Source organism: Lentzea chajnantorensis (assembly GCF_054300775.1).
The window spans coordinates 3,445,504-3,469,796 of record NZ_JBSDZT010000002.1; the positions used below are offsets into that span (position 1 = coordinate 3,445,504).

General features: G+C 63.9%; 22 protein-coding genes and 1 tRNA gene. 9 read left to right on the forward strand and 14 right to left on the reverse strand.

Annotated features, from left to right (window positions below):
• The first annotated feature begins 289 nt into the window (after window positions 1-289).
• A complete protein-coding gene (locus ACVDFE_RS17650) occupies window positions 290-1,141 on the forward strand; it encodes a hypothetical protein (protein ID WP_458431106.1) in 852 nt (283 codons plus the stop codon).
• Window positions 1,142-2,393: 1,252 nt separating this feature from the next.
• On the opposite strand, the gene ACVDFE_RS17655 is transcribed toward ACVDFE_RS17650, so the two are convergent.
• The 3 genes from ACVDFE_RS17655 to ACVDFE_RS17665 form a co-directional block, all read right to left on the reverse strand.
• Window positions 2,394-2,852 (reverse strand): hypothetical protein, encoded by a 459-nt coding sequence (locus ACVDFE_RS17655; RefSeq protein WP_458431107.1) that lies wholly within the window; start codon window positions 2,850-2,852, stop codon window positions 2,394-2,396.
• Window positions 2,853-3,040: 188 nt separating this feature from the next.
• Complete coding sequence (locus ACVDFE_RS17660; protein ID WP_458431108.1) at window positions 3,041-5,311, reverse strand: hypothetical protein; 2,271 nt, start codon at window positions 5,309-5,311, stop codon at window positions 3,041-3,043.
• Window positions 5,308-5,949, reverse strand: a complete 642-nt coding sequence (locus tag ACVDFE_RS17665) for a peptidoglycan-binding protein (protein ID WP_458431109.1) — start codon at window positions 5,947-5,949, stop codon at window positions 5,308-5,310. The genes ACVDFE_RS17660 and ACVDFE_RS17665 overlap by 4 nt, the downstream gene beginning before the upstream one ends.
• Before the next feature lie 549 nt (window positions 5,950-6,498).
• On the opposite strand from ACVDFE_RS17665, the gene ACVDFE_RS17670 reads away from it, so the two are divergent.
• Entirely contained in the window at window positions 6,499-6,693 is a 195-nt protein-coding gene (locus tag ACVDFE_RS17670) for a hypothetical protein (RefSeq protein ID WP_458431110.1), read from the forward strand.
• 72 nt (window positions 6,694-6,765) lie between these two features.
• On the opposite strand, the gene ACVDFE_RS17675 is transcribed toward ACVDFE_RS17670, so the two are convergent.
• From ACVDFE_RS17675 to ACVDFE_RS17685, 3 genes are all read right to left on the reverse strand, one after another.
• The gene (locus ACVDFE_RS17675; protein WP_458431111.1) at window positions 6,766-9,966 is read right to left on the reverse strand and encodes a DEAD/DEAH box helicase; all 3,201 of its coding nucleotides are present in this window, start codon (window positions 9,964-9,966) and stop codon (window positions 6,766-6,768) included.
• Between the two features lie 903 nt (window positions 9,967-10,869).
• On the reverse strand, window positions 10,870-11,277 hold the full coding sequence (locus ACVDFE_RS17680) for a GIY-YIG nuclease family protein (protein WP_458431112.1): 408 nt from the start codon (window positions 11,275-11,277) through the stop codon (window positions 10,870-10,872).
• 438 nt (window positions 11,278-11,715) lie between these two features.
• Complete coding sequence (locus tag ACVDFE_RS17685; RefSeq protein WP_458431113.1) at window positions 11,716-12,888, reverse strand: hypothetical protein; 1,173 nt, start codon at window positions 12,886-12,888, stop codon at window positions 11,716-11,718.
• A 658-nt stretch (window positions 12,889-13,546) separates the two neighbouring features.
• Here ACVDFE_RS17685 and ACVDFE_RS17690 point away from each other — a divergent pair.
• The 5 genes from ACVDFE_RS17690 to ACVDFE_RS17710 all read left to right on the forward strand — a co-directional run bounded on the left by ACVDFE_RS17690 (window position 13,547) and on the right by ACVDFE_RS17710 (window position 15,507).
• On the forward strand, window positions 13,547-14,131 hold the full coding sequence (locus ACVDFE_RS17690; RefSeq protein WP_458431114.1) for a hypothetical protein: 585 nt from the start codon (window positions 13,547-13,549) through the stop codon (window positions 14,129-14,131).
• 14 nt (window positions 14,132-14,145) lie between these two features.
• Entirely contained in the window at window positions 14,146-14,469 is a 324-nt protein-coding gene (locus ACVDFE_RS17695) for a hypothetical protein (RefSeq protein ID WP_458431115.1), read from the forward strand.
• Between the two features lie 356 nt (window positions 14,470-14,825).
• Window positions 14,826-15,011 carry a hypothetical protein gene (locus ACVDFE_RS17700; RefSeq protein WP_458431116.1) on the forward strand — a complete coding sequence of 62 codons (186 nt, stop codon included), beginning with the start codon at window positions 14,826-14,828 and terminating at the stop codon, window positions 15,009-15,011.
• A gap of 59 nt (window positions 15,012-15,070) precedes the next feature.
• A complete protein-coding gene (locus ACVDFE_RS17705) occupies window positions 15,071-15,295 on the forward strand; it encodes a hypothetical protein (protein WP_458431117.1) in 225 nt (74 codons plus the stop codon).
• Window positions 15,295-15,507 carry a hypothetical protein gene (locus tag ACVDFE_RS17710; RefSeq protein WP_458431118.1) on the forward strand — a complete coding sequence of 71 codons (213 nt, stop codon included), beginning with the start codon at window positions 15,295-15,297 and terminating at the stop codon, window positions 15,505-15,507. Before ACVDFE_RS17705 ends, ACVDFE_RS17710 begins: the two co-directional genes overlap by 1 nt.
• 675 nt (window positions 15,508-16,182) lie before the next feature.
• On the opposite strand, the gene ACVDFE_RS17715 is transcribed toward ACVDFE_RS17710, so the two are convergent.
• From ACVDFE_RS17715 to ACVDFE_RS17730, 4 genes are all read right to left on the reverse strand, one after another.
• Window positions 16,183-17,394 (reverse strand): hypothetical protein, encoded by a 1,212-nt coding sequence (locus ACVDFE_RS17715; RefSeq protein WP_458431119.1) that lies wholly within the window; start codon window positions 17,392-17,394, stop codon window positions 16,183-16,185.
• A gap of 245 nt (window positions 17,395-17,639) precedes the next feature.
• Window positions 17,640-17,993, reverse strand: coding sequence for a hypothetical protein (locus tag ACVDFE_RS17720; protein WP_458431120.1), 354 nt, complete (start codon window positions 17,991-17,993; stop codon window positions 17,640-17,642).
• A gap of 432 nt (window positions 17,994-18,425) precedes the next feature.
• Window positions 18,426-19,904, reverse strand: a complete 1,479-nt coding sequence (locus ACVDFE_RS17725) for a Fic family protein (protein WP_458431121.1) — start codon at window positions 19,902-19,904, stop codon at window positions 18,426-18,428.
• A 50-nt stretch (window positions 19,905-19,954) separates the two neighbouring features.
• Entirely contained in the window at window positions 19,955-20,425 is a 471-nt protein-coding gene (locus ACVDFE_RS17730; protein ID WP_458431122.1) for an NUDIX domain-containing protein, read from the reverse strand.
• 61 nt (window positions 20,426-20,486) lie between these two features.
• On the opposite strand from ACVDFE_RS17730, the gene ACVDFE_RS17735 reads away from it, so the two are divergent.
• Together ACVDFE_RS17735 and ACVDFE_RS17740 are read left to right on the forward strand one after the other, a co-directional pair.
• Window positions 20,487-20,639 (forward strand): hypothetical protein, encoded by a 153-nt coding sequence (locus ACVDFE_RS17735; protein ID WP_458431123.1) that lies wholly within the window; start codon window positions 20,487-20,489, stop codon window positions 20,637-20,639.
• Window positions 20,636-21,988, forward strand: coding sequence for an Arm DNA-binding domain-containing protein (locus ACVDFE_RS17740; RefSeq protein ID WP_458431124.1), 1,353 nt, complete (start codon window positions 20,636-20,638; stop codon window positions 21,986-21,988). The genes ACVDFE_RS17735 and ACVDFE_RS17740 overlap by 4 nt, the downstream gene beginning before the upstream one ends.
• A 114-nt stretch (window positions 21,989-22,102) precedes the next feature.
• Here the strand turns inward: ACVDFE_RS17740 and ACVDFE_RS17745 are convergent.
• The 4 genes from ACVDFE_RS17745 to ACVDFE_RS17760 form a co-directional block, all read right to left on the reverse strand.
• Window positions 22,103-22,174: transfer RNA gene (locus tag ACVDFE_RS17745), tRNA-Val, on the reverse strand.
• Between the two features lie 56 nt (window positions 22,175-22,230).
• Window positions 22,231-22,653, reverse strand: a complete 423-nt coding sequence (locus ACVDFE_RS17750) for a TIGR02611 family protein (RefSeq protein WP_458431125.1) — start codon at window positions 22,651-22,653, stop codon at window positions 22,231-22,233.
• Between the two features lie 22 nt (window positions 22,654-22,675).
• Complete coding sequence (locus ACVDFE_RS17755) at window positions 22,676-23,458, reverse strand: anti-sigma factor (protein ID WP_458431126.1); 783 nt, start codon at window positions 23,456-23,458, stop codon at window positions 22,676-22,678.
• Complete coding sequence (locus tag ACVDFE_RS17760) at window positions 23,455-24,075, reverse strand: RNA polymerase sigma factor (RefSeq protein ID WP_360391796.1); 621 nt, start codon at window positions 24,073-24,075, stop codon at window positions 23,455-23,457. Before ACVDFE_RS17760 ends, ACVDFE_RS17755 begins: the two co-directional genes overlap by 4 nt.
• Between the last annotated feature and the right edge of the window lie 218 nt (window positions 24,076-24,293).

Sequence of the window (24,293 nt, forward strand, 5' to 3'; positions counted from 1 at the left end):
TGGACAGCTGGGGGCTGACTGGGGCTGTGCTGCGCGTGACCACAACGAGCCTGAGCGGCTTCCATCACTTTTGTCGCCCAGACCCGCGGCACGGGGTCGGCGATCCACCACACCGGAGTTCTTCATGTCAGGAAAAGCGGCGTCGCACCAACAGGCATCAACGTCCGAAGTAGACATCGACACAGTGCTGCCCGGCGACTCGCCCAGATCCAGGACAGATCCGGAACACGTCCGGATCCTGGTCGAGTGCGACACGGACCTGCCTCCGATCCTGGTGCACCGCCCGACCATGCGCGTCATCGACGGAGCGCACCGCGTGGAGGCGGCCCGTGCCCGCGGCCAGCGCACCATCGCCGTGCAGTGGTTCGACGGCGGCGAGCGCGACGCGTTCCTGCACGCCGTCAAGCTCAACGTCACCCACGGTCTCCCGTTGACCAGGGACGACCGCAAACGCGCCGTGATACGCATCCTGAACACGCACCCCGACCTCTCCGACCGCGCCATCGCACTCGCCGCCGGCCTGGGCGCCAAGAGCGTGGCCGCCCTGCGCCGCGAGACCGTCCCCCGGACCATGGACGTGCGCACCGGCCGTGACGGCCGAGCCCGCCCCATGACCACGGCCTCCGGCCGGACCGCCGCGGCCCAGGTGATCCGCGACCACCCGACCGCGTCGTTGCGCGAAATCGCCCGCCAGTCGGGCATCTCCGTGGGAACGGCTCGCGACGTCCGGCAAAGGCTCGCCGAAGGCCGTGACCCGATACCCGAACGCGAGCGCCTGACAGCGGCCACCTCGGGCCTGACGAACCACCTGTCGGTGCTGGACGTGCTCTGCAACGACCCGTCGTTCCGGCTCAACGAGGTCGGCAGGCAGATCCTGCAACAGCTGCACACCCAGCTGCGCCGCATCGAGGACTGGCGCGACCTGGCACCCGGAATCCCGCCGCACGGCCGCAGCGCCGTGGCCCAGATCCTCGCGAGCTGCGCAGAAGACCTCCGCCGCACCGCCGACACCCTGCGCACCTTCGACCACCGCGACAGCCCCCCGCGCACCACCGAGTGCCACGCGATGGTGCCGATGGCGCGCAGCAAGCCGCGGCACAACCCGCTGTCGTCCAGGAGCAAGCACTCCGCGCTCTTCTGACCGTCGCGGTCCGGCCGGCCGGGTCCCGCAAGACCGCGGCGGGGTCCCGCTCTTCGTTGATCAGCCACTCGGGTCACGTCCGTGCCGACCGCTAGTGATCGGTCGTCCTGCTTGGGAATCCGCCGTGGCAGATCACTTCGCCACGGCGGTGCGCAGGCTTCGGCTGCGAGCGGGTCTCACCAGGATGATGCCCTTGTCGCACAAGGGCGCGGTACTTGTCGTGGTCACAACCGTGCTCGATATGCCCCGCATCGGGCCGGAACCGGGCCCGGCCGCGTTTGCCGATCAACGGCATCAGTGGGATGCCGTGTCCTTCGGTGCCCAGATGGCGCTTCGAGCCAGTTCGAGGCGGCCGTCGGTCACCGCCGGCAACAGTCCAGCGCGCCTGCGGTGCGGGATCCGACATCACCAGGGGGCAGCGGCGCGATCCGCGCCCACGACGATCAACATTCCCCGACCAGATCTGACCTCCGATCAGGCCAGAGCATCATGGACAATGGTTTGAATGAAGCAGCATTGCTGGACAACATGTATGGTTCGAAAGCGCCTACTGAGACGTACGGACATTCCCTGTCGGGCAGTATTTCACCCGCAATCCTTCCGGGTTGTCAATCGATATGCCGAGCGGAACGGGCTGATTACCCCTGAATAGAACGGAAGCGTTGCAATGACAGGCTCTGGTTCCTATGGCGGGTTCGATATCAGTGATTCAGTATTGCCGACCCCGTCGCTGGTGATCGGCTGGTGGAGATGGAGGTGGACGTTTGAGTTGGCTGGCGACCAGCTTCAGCCTATCTTGCTTCCACCTCCTGTGGGGGACATTGATCCGTTTCCTGCGGTCGTCACCTCATCCTGGGTTGCCGGCGGGAAGATCGTGCTCGATTGCTGTTCCCGTAACCAGGTGATTCCAGGTGATGCCTTGGCCTACGTATCTCTTGTGGCCCTGTGGATCCAGCGCAAGCACGGTGAACGTGACGTGCTTGTCAACGGGGAACATCGGCACTCGATTCTTCGAATGAGTGTCCTTGGGAGGGACTTGATCTTGCGACTGGAGGAAGCGGGATACTGACTTCTGGATTTTCTGCTTGATAGGACATTCCTGAGGAAGCTTTCATCGAAGAGAAACCAGATATTGAGAACGCGAAGTGGCGGGACTGGAGACCACCTGCTGCACAGCAATGACAAGAAGATGCAGGTCGACAGGATGAAGGCCGTCGCCACCAATGGTCGCTACCAGCTCCTGCGGTAGGCATCAGGTCCCGGTGGCGACAAGCACGAGCGCACGGTCGTCCGGCACGAGGTAGGCCTTGGCGAACCACTTGTCGGCGGTGAAAGCCTGGTCGAGCCGATCACTGGTGAGGAAGCTGCCGCTGGGCAGCTCACCGCGCAGGCCATCGACGACGTCCGGCGCCTTGCCGGCAGGCTCGGGGCTGTACGCGGACCTCAGCTCGTCGATCTTGCTCTCCGGCAGCGTGATCACGGCGTCGATCCAGTAGGTCGACGGGCCGGGTGCGCGGTCGGAGCCGAGGGTGCCCGACATCCAGCGGGCCTGCTCCGGGGAGCCCAGTGCCGCGAACCGCTTGGTGAGCGGCTCGAGGTCGGTTCGCAGTTCGCCGGTGCCGGACTTGCTGGCGGCGGCGGTGGTGCGCACGTTCGTCCCTCCGTTCCACAACGACTGACAGCCCGCGGTCAGCACCGCGCACAGCAGCACGGCGTCAACCTGGTGAACCTCACCGGCGCTCCCTGGGGTTGTCCGAGGTCGGTCCTGGTGATCGTGCCGTGTGTGTCAAACGGCTGCTGCAGGCTTCCCGAGTGCCTCCTCATCCGGTGGCAGTTCGTCGACGTCATCGCCCTGAGCGCTGATGGTGAACTGGTTGCACGTGTTCCGCGCGGTCGGGATCAGGTGGAGGGGACTGCGCTGGGAGGTGACGTGACCGTGGTCGTCGGCTCCGGGGACGACGATGGCGCGGTCGTCGCGGTCGTCGCAGTGGTGCTCGGTGGCGCGGTCGTCGTGGGCACGTCGGACGAGGTGGCCGGACGGGAACTTTCCGCCGACGTGGTGTTGAGCGGTGGGGTGGTAGTCGGCGCGGTGCTGGGCAGGGGAACGCCTTCCTGCCGGAGCACGTCGAGGATGCGGGACTTGGCGCCCTCCAAGGCCTGCTGAATTTGTTGCGCGGTCAGGCTCGGCACGTCCGCAGCCAGTCGGGACAGTTCGGCCCACACCGCTTCGAGCCGGGCTTTCGCCTGAGGGCTCAGATCTTCGGGAAGGCTGACGACCAGTTGCGAGGCCAGCGCGTACGTCACGCACTCGACGCACGAGTGGTTGACGGCGACGGCGATGTTCTGCGGCACCACCACGTTCGCCTGGCCCACCACGAGGACCACCTGGAAAGCGACCGCCACCGTCGTGCAGCCCCGGCACGAGGCCAGCGCGTACGCCTCGTTCCTGTTGTCCACCACGCCATCGGTCGCCCACACCAGGGCGAAGGACACCTTGTAGCGGACCGCGCCGTCGGTCGTGTTGACGACCAGGACCTGGTTGTCGCCCGGCCCCGGAGGTTTCGGCCGGTCGAACGGGAAGACCCACGTCGGGGCACCCGGCGAGACCGGTTCCAGGACCATCGCCAGGACCGGCTTGTCCCTGCTGGGCAATGGTTTGCCAGCAGGCCACACAGTCTGGGCGGACACCGGTCGCGCCGGTTGGACGGGAGCCGGGCCCGACGCGGCGACGGGCACGACGTCGGTCACGGTGCCGCGCTCGTCGGACCGGATCGGCCGGTACCGGTCGGGTTGCGGCCACCACGCCCACGCCAGGCCCGCGACCACAGCGATCCCGCACAGCACCACGAGCGCGCGCCGGCCAGGCCTGCCCTCAGTGGAGCGCCAGTTACGGGTGACCAGACGACCCGCGAGCCGGGCCAGCAGCAGGCAGACGCCGAGCACGGGCAGCACGATGGCGACCACCCCTAGCACCCGCACCAGCACCAGCGCGAGGTCTCCCTCGCCCAGCGCCGCGTGCGCCGATCGCCACTGCTCACCGGCGCTGTGCCACGCCGTCCCCACCACTCGCGGGAACGCCAGCACCAGCAGGGCCGTGCTCGTCAGCAGGATCGGCACGACGACGAGCACCCACGTCGTCACGACCGCGCGCGCCCACGGCTTGAGGACCTTCGACTCCGGCCTGCCCCAGCGGTGTGGCAACAGGCCCAGCAGCGTGGGCTTGATGTGGTGGAACAGGTCGGGGACACCGGTCAGGTCGGCGAGCACGTGGTATCCGTCGTAGCGCACCATGGGCGCGAGTTGGCGCACCATCTGGAGGATCTGCGTGGCGATCACCAGCAGCAGCGCATCCCAGCCGGTCAGCCACCAGACGCCGTGGACGGCGACCGCGACGAGCGCGTTGAAGTACAGCCCACCCAGGTCGGTGCGCAGCCGGCCGGCCCGGCCGAGCCGGTAGCTGTCGGTGACGTCGGTGTAGAAGGCGGGCCACAGCAGGTAAAGGCCGAAGCCCATCGCGCCGGGTGTCGCGCCGCCGTACCTCGCGGCGGCGGCGTGCCCGAACTCGTGGAAGCCCGCCGAGAGCACTGTCACCCCGAACACGAGCAGCAGCAAGGCGGGTTGGTAGAACGCCTGGTGCGTGGCACCGGCCAGGCCCTTGACGAACAGCACCCAGAACGACACCGCCGCGAACGCCACCAGCACCAAGGCCACGATCAGCGGGTGGAACAACCGCGCGAACGGCGCGGTGACCCGCCGGGTGACGCGGGGCTCGCTGATCACCCGGCGCAGACGCAGGCCGAGCAGCGGTTCGGCCTTGCGGTGCACGGGTTGAGAGCCGTCGGGGAGTTCGAGCACCCCGAGCGGGCGCAGCCTGGTCTCCAGCAGGGTGCGCACGTCTTCCGCGGTGACCGAGCGGCCGATGGCCGGCCCGACGGCGGCGGCGATCCCGGCGTGGTCAGCACGCCCGTCCACGGCTTCGAGGACCCGGTACAGCAGCGGGGTGAGCTGGAGGACTTGGCCGTCGGCGCGGCGGACCAGGGCCGGTGGGCGGCGGTAGCCGGAGCCGCGCATCTCGCCGATCAGTTCGACGTCGCGCGCCCGGCGCGGCGGGGCCGTGGTGAGCACGTCCCCGCCGGCCGGGTGTGGTGAGGCGTTCATCAGGTCGCTCACTGGTCGATGTCGGACCTCTGCGCGGCATTCGCCTCGGCGGTGCCGTCGATGGTCTGCTGGATGATCGCCTGCTGCTGCGCGACGGCGGTCGCCTCCGAGCCCGCGGAGCCGAGGTTGGCGGACACGGCGGCGTCGATCGGGGCGGCCACGTTGGCGTTGAGCGCCACCGCGCCGTTGATCGGGGCGGCCAGGTCGAGGTCGGCGGCGAGGTCGACGTCCACGTTGAGCAGACCGCCGTCCAGCGCGCCGACCAGATCCGTGGGCGTCGGGACCTGCGCCCCGCCGGCCGGCGGCTGCGGGGCGGGGGCCGGGGACGTGCCCTGGCCAATGGCGCTGTCCTGGTCGGAGTTGGCCACCGCCTCGCCGGTGATGCCCTGCTGGATCGCGACGCCCTGGTCGGCCATGGCCTGAGCGGTGGACTCGTCAGACAGCACGTTCGCGCCCACGGCGGCGTCGATCGGTGCCGCGATGTTGGCGTTGCCCGCGACGGCCAAGCCGATCGGCGCCGCGAGGTCGAGGGCGAGGTCCAGGTCGACGTTCAGGTCGAGCAGCGAGTACACCTCCTTGTCCGGCAACGCCGTGCCACACTCGGCGGCCAGCTCGTCCATCGACAGCGGGGGCAGCTTCGCCTCGCTCATCCGTCACTCCAGTCCGTCGGCGCGCCGACCGGATCTCGGTCAGCTGGTGGTCCAGACCTTTGCCGCTCCCTGTGGTCTTGAAACGGCCGGAGCCCGTTGTGGCGGCGAAACCGTCCTGGCGGCGGCTGTTCGTTGGGCCGAATGACCGACCGAGAAAATGAAAGCCTTTCAGGACAACGCGTTCCGGGACCGGGGTGGCTCGAAAGTTCGCTTCGCGACTCAGGGTTCGAGATCGAAGCAGCCGGCTCACTGGAGTGGCCCAAGAACTCCTGACCCGGTGTTTGCCGCCCCTGCGGCAAACACCGGGGTGACGCCGCGTTTGGGATCCGGACGACCAACGGCATCGGTTGAGGGATGTCGTTGCGAATGCCGCCTGTGAGCGAGACCGGTCAACGCGTCCGCGTACGTCTAAGATCTAACGGTCATCCGATCGCCTGCGTGTGAAACCGCCCTCGCCGCGCGGGACCGCCGATACCAGGCCTCCGAGAGCGGCGACGCGCCAAGAAGGAGTTCCTCGACCGCGGGCAGGCACGCGAGAAGGACGGCAGCGTGAACCTCGGCTCGGATGCCCGCTGGAAGAGTGACGACATCAACGGCTGCACCCTGGAGATTCTCGATGAGAACGCCGTGGTGAGGGTGGACAGCAGCAATCGCAAGACACCCACCGCCGGAAACAACGAGCAGTGCCACGGACCTGTGCGCGAACTGGCAAAACAGTTCTACGCTGCTGTACAGCCGCAATGATCAGCTGAGTCGGCAAACCGCACAGGACGTTGCCCCAGCTGCGTTTCTCTGTGCAAAACGCTGACGCGCTGATCACTCACGGCAGGGAAGGCCCTGCGCGAGCACGTCGAAGTGCCGTTGCTTCGACCACTCCGTCCGATCACCGATGACGTAGAGCCTGCGCTTCGCACGGCTGACCGCGACGTTGACGAGGTTGGGTTTGCTCGCCGCCCACTTCTTCGCGCCCGGCCTGCGCGGATCTCCGCCCAGGACCAGGATGACGATGTCCGCTTCCTTGCCCTGAGCTGTGTGGACGGTTCCAGCGACCAGTCCTGGATACTGCCGCCGGTGTTTGCCGATCTCCCTTGCGACGTCTCGAAACGGTCCGATCACCATCACCTCGGACATGTCGAACCCGGACTTGGCGAGGTAGGCGAGCATGTCACCGAGCTTCTTGCCCTCGGCCGGCTTCCAATGGCCGCTGCTTTCCTCGCTTGAGATGTGCAACCACTTGCTCTCCGGCAGCGGCTGGTCACCCGACGGAAGCATGAGGTCCTTGCTGCGATGGCCGCCCTTGATCATCATTCCGTCGTATGCGATCTGGTTGACGATGCCGAACATCGGCTCGTCGCACCGCCTGTGCACACGCAGCGGAGACCCGACCCAGATCGGCCCGTCGTCGGTGGGCAGATGGGTGCCGAGCGGCGTCAGCTGATCCGCCAACTGCTGCGCGGATGTCCGTGCGGGCAACCACTTCTCGTCAACGCCGTGGTCGCCCCGGATCGCCTGCTGAACGCGGAAGGGCAGTGAGACGATCGGCTCGAGCTGAAGTGGATCGCCGACGACGACCACTCTCCTGCTGCGCCAGATCGCACCGACAGCGTCTTGCGGGGTGGCCTGTCCCGCCTCGTCGATGAAGAGCCACCCCAGCGACTCAGGACCCAACCGGGGAAACACCCGGCTGACTGACGCGAACGTCGTGGACACCACCGGAACCAGGAAGAAGAGGGTCTGCCAGGCCGCTCGGATCGTTGCCTCCGGCAGGTCCCTGGGTGCGGCGCCCTGTACGACGTCCATGGCGGCCTGCAGGCTTTGCCGCATCTCGTGCGCGGCATTCTGGAGGAACGCCTTGTGCAGCCGTAAAGCCGCGAAGAACAGGCGGGTTCGCGCGTCGTTCCACGTGCTGTCGGTCCAAGGTGCCTTCAATTCACGTCGTTCATCGTCGGTCCACCATGTGTCACCCGGAAAGAAGTCACCAAGGGACGTTTCGGCGGCGCGCAGCGAAGCCTCCAGTCGCCCCACTTCCTGGTCAGCCTCTCGCACAACCCGACCGTGATGGTCAAGCTCATGCTGTGCCGCAATGGTGTCGCGCTCGAGTTGCTGGAGCCGGTGCCCCCACTGGGCGTTCATCGCAAGTGCCTCCGCGAACTGCGCGGCAAGGCCGTCGTCGACTTGTTGCCAGTTACGCATGGGTCGTCCCCAACCGAACAGCGACTGCACCAGGTTCGGTCGATGGCTGAGATGTTGTTGCCGCGCACTACTTCGCTTGTGCTGTTCCGCTTGCCACGCTGAGATGTTCTGCCGAGCCTCGCTGAGCGCGGCGTTCACCTGCTCCAGTTGCCGACCGGCCCGCTCGAACGCACCCCTACCAGTTTGACCACGGTCACGCGCTTCTTTCAGGCGCAGGAAAGTTCCGTCGACTGCACCACGATCGGCCTGGATCTGTTGGGTCGCCGCCAACGCACTGCGGAAGTCACGGACCGCATCCGTCCACGACTGGTCGGGACCTTCCGCGATCACGGCTTTGAGCAGGTCGTTCATGCCCGGGATCGGCGGCGGCTCGGCGACATCCTTTTGCTGCTTCTTCTTCGGCTTGGGCTTGATCCCGTACCAGAACGCGGTCGCGAACTTACCGCGGTTGGTCTTGTTGCCAAGCCGCGCGGCGACCATGCCCCAAGCTTGCTTCCAGGTCTTCCGGTCGGCGTCGAGCTGGTCGACGTTGAGCAGAGCGGTTGCGATCTCCGGGAAGTAGTCGACCTCGTCGCGCCACGCGTCGTCGATCGCGCCGACAGCGGGAATCTCGTTGGTCACGTTCTCGACCGCGCCGTTGTTCTTCGAAGCGACCACGATCTCGAACCCGGTGAGGTCCTCTCGCCACAGGTGCACGGTGCGCGTGTAGTCGCCCACCTTCCACTGACGCTTACCTCGGAACGCAGCCGCCGGCCTCGACAGTTCGGCGAGCCGACACGCACGTTCGACCACAATCGCCGCGATCAGATCCCGCAGCATGGTGGTCTTGCCGGTCCCAGGCGGCCCATTCACGCCGAAGATGCCCGCTGACGCGCTGAGCCTGCTCAGCACGTTGTTGACGGCCAGCTGCTGGCTCAGCGCGAGTGGATGTTCGACGTTGCTGGGCCAACGCCCGAGCGGCACGGCGTCCGGCCGGACAACGTCCAACACCTGGCCCAACTCCTCCCGCACGTCGATCCTCGCCGCTGTGTCGATCTCCCTGTCTCCGCTGAGGTACTGCCGAAGAGCCGTGCCACAGCTACCTGCTCGGACATCGGCCGACACTTGGCGAAGATCCGCGGCGATGAAGCTGTTCAGAAAATCCTGGTCGTCCTCCCGGTATGCGTTCGTGTGACTCACGAGCTCGCATTTGATCCGGATCTCGGAACAGTCGAAGTCGCCCGGCAGACCGAGCTTCGCGCACAACGTCTTCTGGTAACCCGTCAGATCTGCGGCAGCGAGCGGCCTGCCTACGGAGATTCCCTGTTCGGCGAGCGCGCGCACACGCGAATCATCCTTGGCGGCAGCCACGAGCTTCCGAAACAGCTCGTCGGCCTCGGCCTCGTCCTCGTCGAACCCGTCAAGCCAGTCACGTCGCCGAGGTCCAGGATCGACCGCCCGACCTGTCGCCCAGGCACAGGTCGACAGGATGTTGCTGTCGAGCAGCGGCCGCCCTTCGACGTCGAGGACGAACGCCGTCAACGCGCTGTGCCCTGCGGGTCGTTCGTCATAGCTGTCCTGGTCCGGCGGGAACACGCGCTCCAGCACGGTGTTCATGTCCTCGAGTGAGAAGACCCCGCAGTAGACCCGGTACCGCCAGGTGAGGTGCTCCTCGAGCTGGACCTTCTGCAGCCGGTGGGTGGGCTCCCAGGGCAGTGGTTGTCCTGGTGCCACCTGGTAGACCCGGTGTTCCTCTCTCACCGCAGGAACATCGGGAGGGCTGAACATCTCGATCGTGTGCCAGTAGTTGATGATCTCGGCTCGACTGACGTCGGCTCCGCTCACGCTTTGCTCCCTGTGCGCCTCTGGCTCAGCTCGCGTCGTAGCTCATTCGCAAGTACTGCTCGGCTTCGGTCAGGTCCGCCGGAATCGCGATACCGAACGCGCTCGATGTTGTGATTGTTCTGGCGCACGGCGTGTTCGTCGTAACGAGTGAAGTCGCCGGCAACACTCGATTGTTCGCCGCAGATGGCGCTCCAGCGCGACCGAGCCACTGGCCAGTTCGTCCGCGCGACCAGCGGTTATCCGGAACAGCCTGAGGTCGCTCATCCACCACCCACCCCTAAATGGCTTCTTCAGACCCAAACGAAAGTACATTAGCACCGCAGATGATCGCCGGCGGGTGCGTCCGGTCCGGTTCGGGTAGGTCCACTTCTTCGCGACCAGGCGTCGGTGCCATCGCAGGATCGTGCCTGGTGTCACCAACCGGTGTCCGCGCAACTGCTGAGGCAGGCGCCGCACAAGCGCGGCGAGCACCGCACGGTCGGCCCAGCGCAGTCGCGGTCGGGGGTTGGCCCGGCGCAGTGCCCCGACCTCGTGCCGCAGCACCACCTCGTCGATCCGAGCCTTCAACCCGTTCCTGCCGAGCACACCCGCGTCGATGTACACCGCACCCTCGAGAACGGCAGCACTTCGACGCGCGAACGTCTTCTCAGCACTCCTGACGCCAGCAAGGCCAGTCTCGCCCCGAAACTCGCCAGGCGCGAGATCGGAAAGGGCAGGTCTGTCGCCAGCGCGGATCCCCTTCGGGTAGAAGGAGATCCGTCATCATCGAGCTAGCACGGCTTGGAGACCGGAATCGAACTCATCCAGACGCTCAAGGGCCAGGCGCACGGCCTTCTCACGAACCTCGGGCGGGCAACGCTCCGACATGAGCGACGACCATCTTCCTCAAGAACGGAAGCGGTCTCAAATCCGTGACAGTTCAAGCTGAGGCGGAGCTGCGTGGGCACGCCGTCGCACGATCGGTAGTTCGCGGGCCTTGAGTCGGTGTTTCGCGCGGAGGGCTCGGACCGTCGGGAGGTAGGAGTTGTCGGCAACATTGAGGGGAAGCATCGTTGTGCGGATGAGTTTGTCCTCGAGAAGCCATGGTTCGTCGTCGAGCATGAACGCTACGCGTGCGTGCTCGGCCATCCACTCTGAGAGCAGTGCTTCGCCTGGCTTGGCGAGGGTCAGCCGCTGCCTACTCGGCGGAGTTCGATTCCGAGTCGGTCGGCGAGGTGGCAACCGAGTGAGTCGGAGGGTGAAGCCGTAAGCGTTGCCTCTGAGGACAAAGACGAGGCATGGTGAACACTTATGTGGCAGCGAAGAGGTCACCAGCAGTCTGATGAGCGTCGATTCGCTGACCTGCGGTTTTGTGGATCTTGGTGACAAGACTTCGCCTAGATCTCGCGAGTTGAGGGAGGACCTCTGCTCCCAATTTGCTCCTACGCAACGCAAACGGCCCGCCGATGAAGATCATCGACAGGCCGTTTGACCAGGTGAAACATGCTGTGGGCGATACTGAGATCGAACCAGTGACCTCTTCGGTGTGAACTATAGTACCAAGAGCACGCTGACCTGCGGAAACGCGACTCCTGCAGGTCAGCGCGGTTTCGTTCAGGTCCATTGAGGACCGTTCTGGCATGTTCAACGCGCGGAGCTGCTCCCAATCTGCTCCCACTCCGTGGTCCCAGGGCCCATCGGCCTCTACCTCGTCTGTAGCCGGCGCGCGCGCTCGGCGGCATGAGCGGATGCCGCGTGTGGATCTTCGGTCTACCAGTCCCGTGTGGACTCGAGGCCTTCGATGAGGCGTTCACGCGCCCAGACGAGGTCGTGACCGAGTTCCTCCTCGGCGGGCTTCACGATGCCGGCCAGCGCGTCGAAGAGTTCCTCGCGTTCCTCTGTTTCGATGAATGGGTTCCGGCGGTCCATGTGGTTGAAGGCATCGCCGTACTCGCGCCCGAGGGAGAACAGCGTCGATGCCTGATCGGCCGTCTCGGGGGCGCGGAGTTCGGCCAGCACCGCACGTCGCGTGACCTTGTACTGCGCGACGGCTTCCTTGAAGCGAGCGGTGCTGATGTGCTCGCGCCCATCCCAGTTTCGGAGGGGGTTGTCCCGGTTCTCCGCGACCCACTCCGGCTTACGTGCCGCGTGGACTTCCAGGTCGGTTCCGTGGGGGATCTCCTTGCGCCAGGTCGCACGCATGGCGGTCGCGTATTCGGCAGGCACGCTGGACAGGACCAGCGTCTCAAGTTGTGGAACGCGATCCGGTGTGAGCCGGTCCGTGCTGGTCATGCCGAAGAGGTCTTGGATGGTCAGCCGCTGGAGTGAGGTGAGCTGGTTCAGGCTGTCGGCATTGGTGAGCGTGCCGAGCTTTCCTCGAAGTGTCAGCCGTTTCAGCCCCGGATAGGCAGCGACGAGGCGGGAGCAGTCGAGGGTGTCCACGCCGGCGATCGTCAACCCGTAGACCTCCCTGTCCGGGCCGGGCCGGTCGCCCGTTTCATGGAGGAACTCATCCACGCTGAACTCTCGCACGCGCGGGTCCCGCCAGGAGTCGTGGTTGCCGTCGTCCCAGGACCGCTGCATGGCGAGTTGCAGCCCGAGCTGCCACGCGGAGCTGTAGCTGTTGGAGCCTTGCGTTTCCAGCGGCGGCATGTTGCCGATCACTGTGTGGCTGCGCGGAAGGACCCAGTTGAAGTGGCAGTGGGACCGCTTGCCGTTCCAGCTGTGATGGGTGAGGCGCAAGGGCGTGATGTCGCCAAGGTCGAGTAGCGACGTCGGTTCTGGGCCTGACCAGTCCAGGTCCAGCACATCCGCCTTCTTCCAGTCCTCGTCGATGCCGGTGATCTGCGCAGCAGTCCACTCGCCGAGTGCGTCGGAGTAAGCGGCGACAACATCGCCGACCTCGATGGGGCGCGGTGGTGAAGAAGACGACTTGGCGGCCATGTGAGGAAACTACCAATCCGCAGGCGTTCAGCGACTTCGCGCACGAGGAACCTCAGTACCCACGCGCTCATCGGCATGAGCGTGCGTTCGGAGCTACCAGATCCGGTCGTGTCTCCCTGCTCCCGGAATTACTAAGCGCTCACCTGTTGACGTGATCGCCGTACACGTCCGTTCAGAGCCGTTGACCTGCGGTTTGGCATAGTTGAGCGCAGTTCAGGTCGACCCGAGGACTCCTTCTGCGTGAACTATGGCACTGAGGCTGCGCTGACCTGCGAAAACAGGACTCCTGCAGGTCGGCGCGGTTCCGTTCAGGTCCATTGAGGACTGTTCCGGTATGTTCAACGCGGGTAGTTGCTCCCAATCTACTCCCACTCCGTGCTCCCAACGTCCATCGGCGCTGTCTTAGCTGTGGTCAGCCCACGCTCGGCGGCATGGGCGGACATTAGAGGTCAGCGTCGTCGATCCGGGGGCGTCACTTCTTGGCCCACATGCTGTCGGACGGGAACGTTGTGCCTGCCAAGAACGTCGTCCGTACAGTCAGGCTGCGTGGTAGTACTCGTTGAAGACGCCGCCCAATCGTTGTCGTCGGCAGATGTCGAGGTGAGTACCGCTGCTTGGTCGGTGATGGGTTGCGGCAGGGCGTTGGTTTCATATGAGGGTGTGTGGTCGAGGATTCGCAACGGCAGTTGCTGATCCAGCGTTCCATGATCGCGTTCATCCGTGGGATTCCGATGCCGCTGAGGACAACCTGGATGCCCGCGTTGGCGAGGACGGCATCGAACAGCGCCGAGAACTTCTTGTCCCGGCCACGGATCAGGAACCGTGCTGTGCCGCGTCGTCGAGTTCCATGACGAGGTTCCTTGGCGGCCCGAATGATCGAGGAGGCGGTCGAATTCGCGGTGGCGCCGAGACCCCTGATCCGGCGGCTGATGTGCTCGATCACCGCGAGTACGTGCACGGCTCTAGCGCGATGACGGAGACGTTTGAAAACTTCTACGAGAAGTCTGATATCTACAGTGAAAGTTACGGGAATGGATTCGAGTTCTGGACTCCTTACGGTAAACGTCAAGTGGATATCGCGGTCAGGAACTCGGATGGCAACCTTCATCTATATGAGGTCAAGGTGAATAAATCGAACTACACCAAAGGTCAGCAGAGGAAAGATCAATGGCTGGCTGAAACCTATGGGTTTGGGACATCGGTGCTTCGTCGCAGTACGGACTGTCCAATTTGTAATCCCTGATGCAGGAGGTTCTGATGAGCAGCGACTTCGGATTTTGGAAAAAAGTTTACGGGGAGCCTGAGGAGATTTTCGACAACCTCGCCGAAGGTGACGTCGACGATTTGATCGAAAGCCTTGCCGTGGCACAGTTCCGCGAGGAATTGCTCGCGAGGTGGCCAGACTTGATTGATGTGCTGGAGCCGTCAAGGTTTGATCTTGAAGAGAATCCGGAAGATGTGAAAAAATATGTGCTGTTGACTCTTTCGGTTCCCCAGCTCGACTATCTCTCTGAGATTCTGGACATGGCAAAGAGGTGTGGGCTGGTTGGGTTCAGCGGAGTGGCAGGCGAGCCGATTTGACTCTCGACTTCTGGCTCGGTCCGTGATTGCGTGATCAAGTATGGCGTCCGTTCAGCGGTACTGTGATCGCGGCTCTGGTTGCGCGCGGGGGTCTCGAGGCTCCCGCCGCCGCGGAGCCGGTGAAGCGTCGGCTGAGGTGAACCGCACGCCAGTGAGTGGCGCCGGATCGACGTGGCGGGCGTCGGTTGAGGTCTCGATGACCAGACGACCTGCCTGAACCACAAACCTCGGTGTGCTGCCGTGGTACCCGATGGAGCGGCACAGATCAGCGACCGGCTGGAACTGCTGGTCAACCTCGACACGCTCAACGTCGTGCTGTCCTATCGCGAACTGACGACCAGGGCACCGGCCTCAACATGTTCGTCGACCGGTTCTACAACGCGCAGTCCGCGTCGAGTTGGATCTACAGCGACGCCGAGACGGGGCTGGAGGGACCAGGCTTCGCGACTGGAATGCGGATCGTGCACGGTCCCAGCGGCTGCTGCGTGAAGTTTCCGAAGAACACGGACGGCACCTTCGCGAATCGCATTCGCACAATCTGATCCTGCCCTTCTGGTCCGGCACGGGGCTGGGGAGATTCAGTGGATCAGGGTGGAAGTAGGTGAACAAGACACCGCGGTCGACGCTTGCGGACAAGAGCGCGGAGGACGTGCTGGTGCTGTTCTCTCAGATCATCGGGGAGGCGGTTGACGAGGAACTGATCGGATCGAACCCGTGCCGCAAGTTGCGGATCGCCTTCGCTGACTCGCCGGAGCGGCCCCACGCCAGCGCCGACGAGGTGGACACGATCGCGCGCGCAGGATGCCTCCCGACGACGGCTTGCTGATGATCACCGCCGCCTACACCGGTCTGCGGTGGGGCGAGCTGGCTGGCCTGCAGTGGATCAGGACGCATCTGGACTCGAACCCATGCATCGTGCTCGATCCGGAGTTCGGCGCACTACATGAGGTTGGGGGACAGAAGCTGGAGCTTGGCCCGCCTAAGACTCCGGCTAGCGCCCGCGATTTCCACCTGCCGCCGTTCCCGTTCGCAAGTTGATGGCGCATCACGATCGCAACCCTGACTCGCAGTTCGTGTTTCCCGCGCGCGGGGCGCGTTGCGGCGGCGGTCGAACTTCTGGCAGCGGGTCTGGCTGCCGGCGCTCGCGGGCAACGACGAGCGAGGTTGGGCGCCAATCAAGGAGGACATGCACTTCACGATCTGCGTCACACGCAGGAGACGCGGCTCATCGAGGACGATGTGTCGCACGTGCTACGGCTCGAGCGCCTGAGGTACAAGCGCAAGAAGGTCCATGACCGGTGTCCGCATGTGACGGAGGCCATGGTCAGTCAGCCGGATGCTGGCGCAGTTGCAGCTGCATTGAGAACTGAACGCAAGTGTGTTCAGGAGCCCGTGCTCCCAATTTGCTCCCAACACAACGCAAACGGCCTGCCGATGAAGATCATCGGCAGGCCGTTTGACTAGGTAAAACACGCTGTGGGCGATACTGGGATCGAACCAGTGACCTCTTCGGTGTGAACGGCACCGAGCGAGTCGCCGGTAGCCGTGCCTGTCTCAGGCGAGGCGCTCTGAGCTGCGCACACGGCTCCGTGTGTCTCAGGAAGTAACGGCAATGACGCGGATGCGCACATGGTCTCGGCTACCGGTTCGGGTACAGCGTTGGTGTTATGACTGGTGAGTGCTCACGGCGATTGGTCTGATCTCGGTGACGAGCTAGCGGGTCAGGCCGCGAACGACATCGCCTCCGAGTAACGGCTTGCCGTCAGGCCCCTTGATGTAAGGCCCTCTGTAGATGACCTTGTGACGTTGCTCGGATGGGTACCACTGGCGAACTTTGTGCATCCGTACTACCCAACGGTGTTGCCACTGTCGGCCGCTGGTGCCCGCTGTCTCCTCTGACGGCCTGTCAGGTGATGGGCGTAGCTGGACGACTCGCACATCTGGTGAGACGCCGGCCTTCTCCGCAGTAACCCGCGCGGCGTGCCGGGTCTCAGCGGGCGTCGTGATCGCGATCTGCTGTTGGCACAGCCTCCAGAAGGCGTAGAGGAACCGCGCGGTGAAGCTGTCATCCGGATCGTCTATCTCGCTGCCGGGCGTGTACTCGCCGACGACTCGCTCTTCCTCGAAGCCAAGCTCGCGGTTCCCACTGCGAGCTCTCTGGCCCTCTGCCCGGGCTGTAACGCCGAACTTGGCGAGGTTCTGTAGCTGCTCGTCGGTCGTCGCCACACCGAACGGAATGCACCGCATGGCGTCCAGCAGCAGCGGAGGCAGCGGCGTGCCTTGGCTCCGAGCAAGGTTCTCGAAATCAAGGAAGGAGTCAGGGCGCACCGGACCATGGCTGTCGTGGTACAGCGACAACCGCACGGTAGAGGTGTCCGCGTAGCGACCGGCTGGAGAAGGCCTGCGCTGCTCAATTGGCGATTGCCATTGATACGCCCGGTCGTCACCAAGGTTGCCGTTGACTGCCTTGACCATCAGCGGCTGAGGCAGGACCAGAAGTCCAGACAGGCTCGGCAGGTCATCCGCACTCACCAGGCTCAAGTCCTCGAAAGTGAGTGACTGGGCCGCGGCGACCACTACGTCGCACATGTTGGGGCTCAGGATGTAGAGATCCGCCTCCGCCAAGGCCTTGGCCTGGTCGGCAAGCACCCGTTCGGCGGCCTCCATGAAGTCGTTGGGCCGCCACGTCTCTGGGTATCCGAGACCAGTAAACAAGAGCTCGGCCGCCGCACGCCGCGCCGTGCGTTCGTCGGTCTGGGTGGCGAGATGCGCAGTGTGGAGCTGGAACGCTCCCACCATCTTCGAGGCTTGCCATGCTCTTGCGATCGGCGCCTCGCGGAGAAACTGAGCTGTCGCGATCCGCGCATCACGCGCGGCGCGCGCCGCGCCTGCCGCTGTCCACTGTTTTGCTGTCCTAGCACCCAAGGTCGGTCCCTTTCCCCAGCGAACCCATCGTGCCGTACGGCAACTCATTGATCACGAAATTCTAGTCCGGATCACAGGATCGGCCTCCGTGTGAACTCTCGGCAGGCATCTCGTCGAGGTCAGAGTGCATAATGCCTTCCTTATGCGGCATCAACTACCGGGTCGTTGCTGTCCTTGGCTGTTGTGCGACCGCAAGGCGCCTAGCACGAAGTTCCATCGTGCGGCATTCCGAACACAAGTTTCTGCTAGATCAAACCTGCAGTGCAACGCGCAAGATCAGCCCCATCCGAGCCGTCGAGCCCCCCTCTATTTAGTCCTTCGAGTCCGCTTACTGTCTCAGATATTCCGGATGTCTTCCTATCTATCGGAGACTCGATGATGTAGGCCACTTCGAACAGTGTTGTGTCACATGTATTACGGAGGATGCTGCCAAGAAGCAAGCTATTTGGGATTGGAGTTGCACTGTTTATCTGTATCAGAATCTTTTCGATTATGTCCGCATCTGGGAACTCTAGAAGGTTGTCTGTAATCTTGACAAATCCGACCTTGTGGCTAACTTGCTGATTCGCCACCGGCTCCCGTTCGAGAATCCTTGCCATCCACTCAAGCTTTAAGATCAGGTCGTCGTAACTTGCTGATTGCGGCAGGGAGAATAGCGCGATCTCATCTTCTGAAACTCCAAATTTTGTGGCGATATTGCGAGCGGCGTTGCATAGCGATCGAAAAATCCTGGCCAGCAGTGCAGTCGGTTGCCTAATTTGGCGCGAAACGTTCCTGTGTTGTCAAGATCTCAAGACAATGTTGGTTATCGCTAGACCTGGTCCAAGAATACTCAAATTTGCGGCGATATTAGACGCAAGGTCTCCTGGTGCGAGGATCAAACCGCCAGTAAAGGAGATCAAACTGAGTATTATTCCGCTCGCAACAAGCGGAAAGGGCAATGCGTCTCCATCGTGCGTTCGCATTGCGTTCCGTATGCGCTTCAGGAGCCGCATCGCGCCCTCGATTTCTGACTCATGGTTGAAGTCAAATTAGGAGTTAAGGCGTCCTGCTTGTCTAAGCATGTCCTCTAGTTTGGACTTCGCTGTCAGAGTGGCGCGTCGAATCATAGAGTCAACAAAAAGATCGATGCGATCACTTGCGCTTGCTGAGATGCTGGGAAAACAGTCCTCGTATGTGAGGTAGATGTCCTCGGTTGCTCTGCCTCCACTCATAGGGCCGTTCTTAGCTCTATCCAACAAACTGATGCGGAAGCAAAACCGTGTTTCAGGTCCAGCGGTAGTGACCTGCACGGCGAAGTTCGTCCCAACCTTGGCGGGGCTTTCTATTGAAACGCTTAGAGTGACAGAAGGTGCAACTGGATAATTTTCCATATAATGGCCGTAGTCTTTGGTTGATCTATTTCTAGCTGGATGGGATCTATCACCTATTGTGGGGGCTTCTGTGGAAGCCTGGATCGTAAAAGCACCCTTGCCGGAGGCGGATCTGCGTGTCGCCTCGTTGATGATGCGTGCAGACAGCTCGGTTGCGAGGTCAGCGCCTACTGCTCTGATGTCTTGAACACTTACATTCTGATGGAGCGAGATTATTTCGACAAGTTCGTCAATGCTGTCGCTCGTTGATTTTTGGCTTATTGAGCGGAGTTCTTGTGCAGCTGCTTCGAGGGTTGCAATTGTGCGATCGGTCACATGGGAAATCAACTCACTAATGTTTCCGCGTGTAGTCATCTCTAGTGCTTGATAATAGTTTTGTTTTCTGTCGGAGTAAACCACTAGTGGCACGCGATAAGTATATAGGCTAAAAAGCGACGCAAGCGCGCGAGCCACCCGTCCATTGCCGTCGCTGAAAGGGTGAATGTAGGTAAGTCCATAATGAGAGTATGCGATCTTCGCCAGAGGATGTGCAGCTGTGAAATGGTCGCTTTGCAGCTCGGATACGAACGCCTGCATCTCGGACGAGACATCCTCAACCGGTGCGTACCAGAATATGGATCCGTCTCCCCTTGTGACATTGTTTGGGTGCGTTTTGTAAACGCCCTTTTCAAGAGTTTTTTGGAATGATCTAGGTTGACCGTCTGGTCCTATCGTATAAACGGAATAGGTTTCCTGCGAGCTGCATACAACTTGGTGTAGTTCACGGATGAAAGCCTCGGTTACGGGTTCGCCGGAATTCAGGTGTTCTATCGAATAATGAAGGCCATTGAGGTGTGATTCGAAGAGTGCCAAGCCTATATCGGAATCTCTTGTGAGAATCTCTTGCCATCCGCTCTCGGAGGCGGCGACAGATCGACTTTCGCCTCGTTCCAGCGAGTAGAAGCCTTCTATGGCGACAGACTCTGCTGCGGCTTGGCGAGCCATACGCTCGTTTGCTTCATCGAGTCGATTTTGTTCGATCCCTTTTTCTGCTTGTTCATATTCCGCCTGTGCATCCGTGACGGCGCTATCGTTCACCTCATAGCCTGACAGCCAGTCTTGAAAGCCCTCTAGCCGCTTGTAGTGCCGCTGTTGCATAGATGCACACCTTTCTCAAGTATCGGGTGCTTCTGCGAAATCCGCAATGTCTAGGTAGGTGGCTCAAGCTGCCCGTGCTCGAGGTATGCGACACGGCCTTCACGGCGTGCAGCAAGTGCCTGCTGAAGTCGTCGGGACAATCGGGGGATCACATAGTCTGCGATCAGGTCATTGGCTACCCATTTCCACCGGTCAAGTTCCGTTGAGTCCAGAACGATCCGCTGCTCGTCTTCTCCCAAGTCTCCGCAGTCGAACAGCCACAGCACCTTGTCGCCTTCGGCATCATTCGGCGCCCAGTCGACCGCGATGAGGCGTCGCGGCTCGCGGGCAAGTCCGAGTTCTTCCGCGAGCTCGCGCCGACACGCGGCAGCTGGCGATTCGCCGGTGTCTACGTACCCGCCGGGGATGTCCCACCCGTTGTTGTAGGTCTTGTGCACCAACAGCACGCGGTCCTGATCGTCAACGAACAACGCCCCGGCAGCCATCCGGGGCGTTGCGAAGCGGTCGGAGTCAGCTCCCATGTGGCAGAGCTTAAGTCTGGCGGACCTCATCCGACCCGAAGACGCTGGGCGAGTCCTGCGAGTGCATGGCTCGGCTTTCCCCGCTGTCTACGCCGACGCCGGCCAGCTGCCGGGCGTGAAGCGGTTCGGCCGCCGCGTGTACGTCGTTCGCGCGCGACTGGACGAGTTCCTCGCGTCCGACGAGCAGCTCGCTCCCGAGGCCGATGCTGCGTGACCAAGAAGTCGAACCGCCGCAGAGTGAGCGGCTCGGTGTACAAGCGGGGCAACAAGTGGTCCTACGCGTTCGATGGGGAGAAGCACCCGCTCACGGGTGATCGGCAGCGGATCACCAAGGGTGGCTTCGAGACCGAGGACGATGCGTGGGAGGCGATGGAGGAGGCCCGCAACGCGATCAAGGCCGAGACCTACGTCAAGCCGTCCAGGGCGAAGGTCTCCGACTTCTTCGAGCGGTGGATTCCGTACGCGCGCACGACAACGGAGCCGACGACCGCGGCGAACTACGAGGCGCTGGCCAAGGCGTACGTGCTGCCGTGGATCGGAAAGCGGGCGATGCAGGAGATTGCTCCGTCGGTGATCGTGGCGCTCTACCAGCACCTGTTGACGGAGGGACGGCGCAAGCGGGACACAAACTGGGAGATGTTCCAGCTCTGGCAGGACGCCCAACTGAGCAAGCGCGAGATCCGGCCTCGTGAGGTCGCCGATAAGATTGGTGTCTCGTACGCAGCAGCGCGCAGGGCGTTCAAGCGGTACGAGGTTGGCCGGGTGCCGACCGAGCCGGTCGCCGGCCTGTCTCCCAAGACGGTGCAGAGTGTGCACATCATGCTGAGTTCGGCTATGACGACCGCGGTCGTCTGGCAGTACATCGGCAGGAACCCGGTCATCGGCGTCAAAGCACCGTCGGTGCCCCGCCAGCCGCACAAGACCTGGACTCCCGAGCAGCTGCGGCGGTTCTTGGAGGAGGCCCGGCAGGAGCGGCTGTTCGCGATGTGGGTGCTGGAGGCCGCTACCGGCATGCGCCGCTCCGAGCTGTGTGGGCTGCCGCTGGACAGGTTCGCTCCCGAGGAGGCACGGGTCCGGATGAACGCGACGCGCGTGGTGGCGGGTGGCAAGGTCCAGGCGGGTAGCGGCAAGAGCCAGAAGAGCCGTCGCTCGATGGCGCTGGACGCGTTCACCGTGGCAGCGGTCCGGGCGCACGTCGCGATGATCGAGGAGGAGAAGCGGCTGTGGGGTAGCAGCTACCAGGACCACGGGCTGATGTTCTGCTGGGAGGACGGCCGGCCGATCTATCCGGACACGATCACCGAGCACTTCAACCGCATCGTGGACCGCGCCGGCCGGCCTGCCGCGGATCCGGCTGCACGACGTGCGGCACACCTACGCCACGATCGCGCTGCGGTCCGGGACGCATCCGAAGATCGTGAGCAGTCGGCTCGGGCACGCCAAGGTGGCATTCACCCTCGACACCTACACCGAGGACATCCCCGACCTCGATGCGGACGCCGCGGAGGCCATCGGTGGTCTATTCCTGCCGATGCTCGAAGTGGGGGACGAATGACCCTCTGAAACCACGATTGGCTACCGTTTCGGCTACCGAAGGCCGGTTTCCGGGCTGTTCGGCGTGCGCGAAAAACCTAGAGAGCCTCTGACCTTTGCAGGTCAGAGGCTCTCTGGCTGATGTGGGCGATACTGGGATCGAACCAGTGACCTCTTCGGTGTGAACGAAGCGCTCTCCCGCTGAGCTAAACGCCCGTGTTCTGTTGTCTTGCTGTCCCGCTCTCGCGGTGTGGCCATAGCTTACAACATCATCAACGAGAACCAAAAATCGGGCTCTGCAACCAGGCCCAGTCGAGGCCGAACCAGCCTCCTACCAGCGCAAACACGTTGAGGAAGTAGCAGGTGGCCAGGACGATGGCGCAGACGCCGGCCATCACGAGGCCGCGGACCCACGCCGGCTGGCGCTTCAGCCACTCCACCCAGCGGTCGTAGTAGCGCTTGGCGAACTTCAGGACGCGGCCGGCCCACTCGAACTCGGTCGCGAGGATGGCGAGGCCCGCGAAGACCACCAGCCAGCCGGGGCCGGGGTACGGGATCATGATGACGCCCGCGACCAGCACGACGCCGCCGATCACGCCGACGCCGATGCGGTAGGCGAGGTTCAGCGCCGGGTTGCGGTGGAACCAGTTGCGCCAGCCCTTGTGCTCGGTGGGCTTCGCGTCGGGCTTGGTCATGTGTCGATCATCCTGTTGGGACTCAGGCGGACGCAACCTGGCCGAGTGCCAGCACTTCCGAGGGGCTCGGAGGGGCCTGGCGGCCGGGTTCCAGTGATACCGCGAAGGTCGTGTGCTTGTGGGCGTCGGCCGACCACGAGAGGAGCTGCGGGTCGGTCGAGCCGGCGCGTACGTCGAACACGGCCAACGGTACCGGCGCCTTCGTGCTCGCACCCCACACCACGTAAACATGGCCCGAGTCGTTCGGCTTCAGGTTCATCGGCATGACGGCCGCGGTGGTCGGGCCGGAGAGGACCACGGCCGCGTCGGTGCCGGAGCCGGTGCGCAGCAGGGCGCGGTTCGTGGTCGGGTCGGCGGCCAGGACCAGGGCCTTGTTCAGGTCGTCGGTGCGGGCCTTCGAGGCGGCGACCTCGTCGGAGAGCTGGGTCACGCGCACGCCGAGGAAGCCGCCTGCCGCGAGGACTGCGACTGCGGCGGCCGCGGCCAGCAGGAGCCGGCCGGTGCGGCGGCGCGGTTGCGGGCGCAGCGGGGTCGGGGCCGCTTGGTGTGGGTGGGGTGCGGCCGGGGGCTCCTGCGGGGTGTGCTCGATCTGCTCCAGCAGTCGCGCGCGCAGGTGGGCCGGGGGCTGTTCCTGGCGGACCGCGCCGCCGATGCCCGCGAGGACCTCCTCCGTCGAACGGACGGTGGCCCGGCAGGTGGAGCAGGTCGGCAGGTGGTCGCGGGCCACCGCCTCCTCGTCGGGCTCCAGGGAGTGCATCGCCCAGCCGACGGCGAGTTCCTCGTGAGCGCACAGCTCGCCGTTCACCGGTTCACTCCCGTCGTCTCGCCGGTCTCGCCGGCCCACAGGTTCCCCAACGTGCCTCTCAGGCGTCTTATCGCCGCGAACGTGCGCGATTTCACAGTTCCCAGCGGGACGCCGGTCAGTTTCGCCACCTCGCACTGCGTGTAGCCACCGAGGTAGGCGAGCGTGATGACCTGGCGCTGCTCCTCGGGCAACGTGCGCAGCGCCGCCCGGACCTCGGCGCCCACCACGCTCACCAACGCTTCGTGGTCGGAACCGTCCGTCGGAGGTGACACGTCCTCGGTCAAGGGAACAGTTCGACGGCGCTGGGTGTTTTCCTTACGGACGGCATCCACCGCTCGGTGGTGCACCAGGGTCATCAACCAGGTCCCGAAACCGCCCCGCGCGGGGTCGAACCTGGCGGGGTGCCGCCACAGCGCGAGGAAGGCCTCCTGGACGACGTCCTCGGCGAGCTCCGCGTCCACGCAGATGCGCCTGGCCAGCGAGTACGCGGGCGTGCCGTACCTGTCGTACAGCTCGCCGAACGCCGGCCGGTCGCCCTGCGCGAGCCTCTGCACGAGCTCGAAGTCGGTCGGCCGGTCGCTACGTGGCGCAGCGGTCGGGCCGGGCGAGTCAGCCACCAGAGATGTCCTCACGTCCAACATTCGCGCAACAGCCGGTACCGGGTTCAGGTTAGACCCAGCAAGATGGGGGTCGCTGAACGTGGGCTGACGACGAGGAAGGCACGGAACGCGCACGAATGGTCGCCGAGTGCAGCAAAGCTGACCCGAAGGGGTGATCTGCGGCCGGACGGCGAGCGTTCCTCGCCACATGCACGTCACAACTGAGGTGCTCGGTC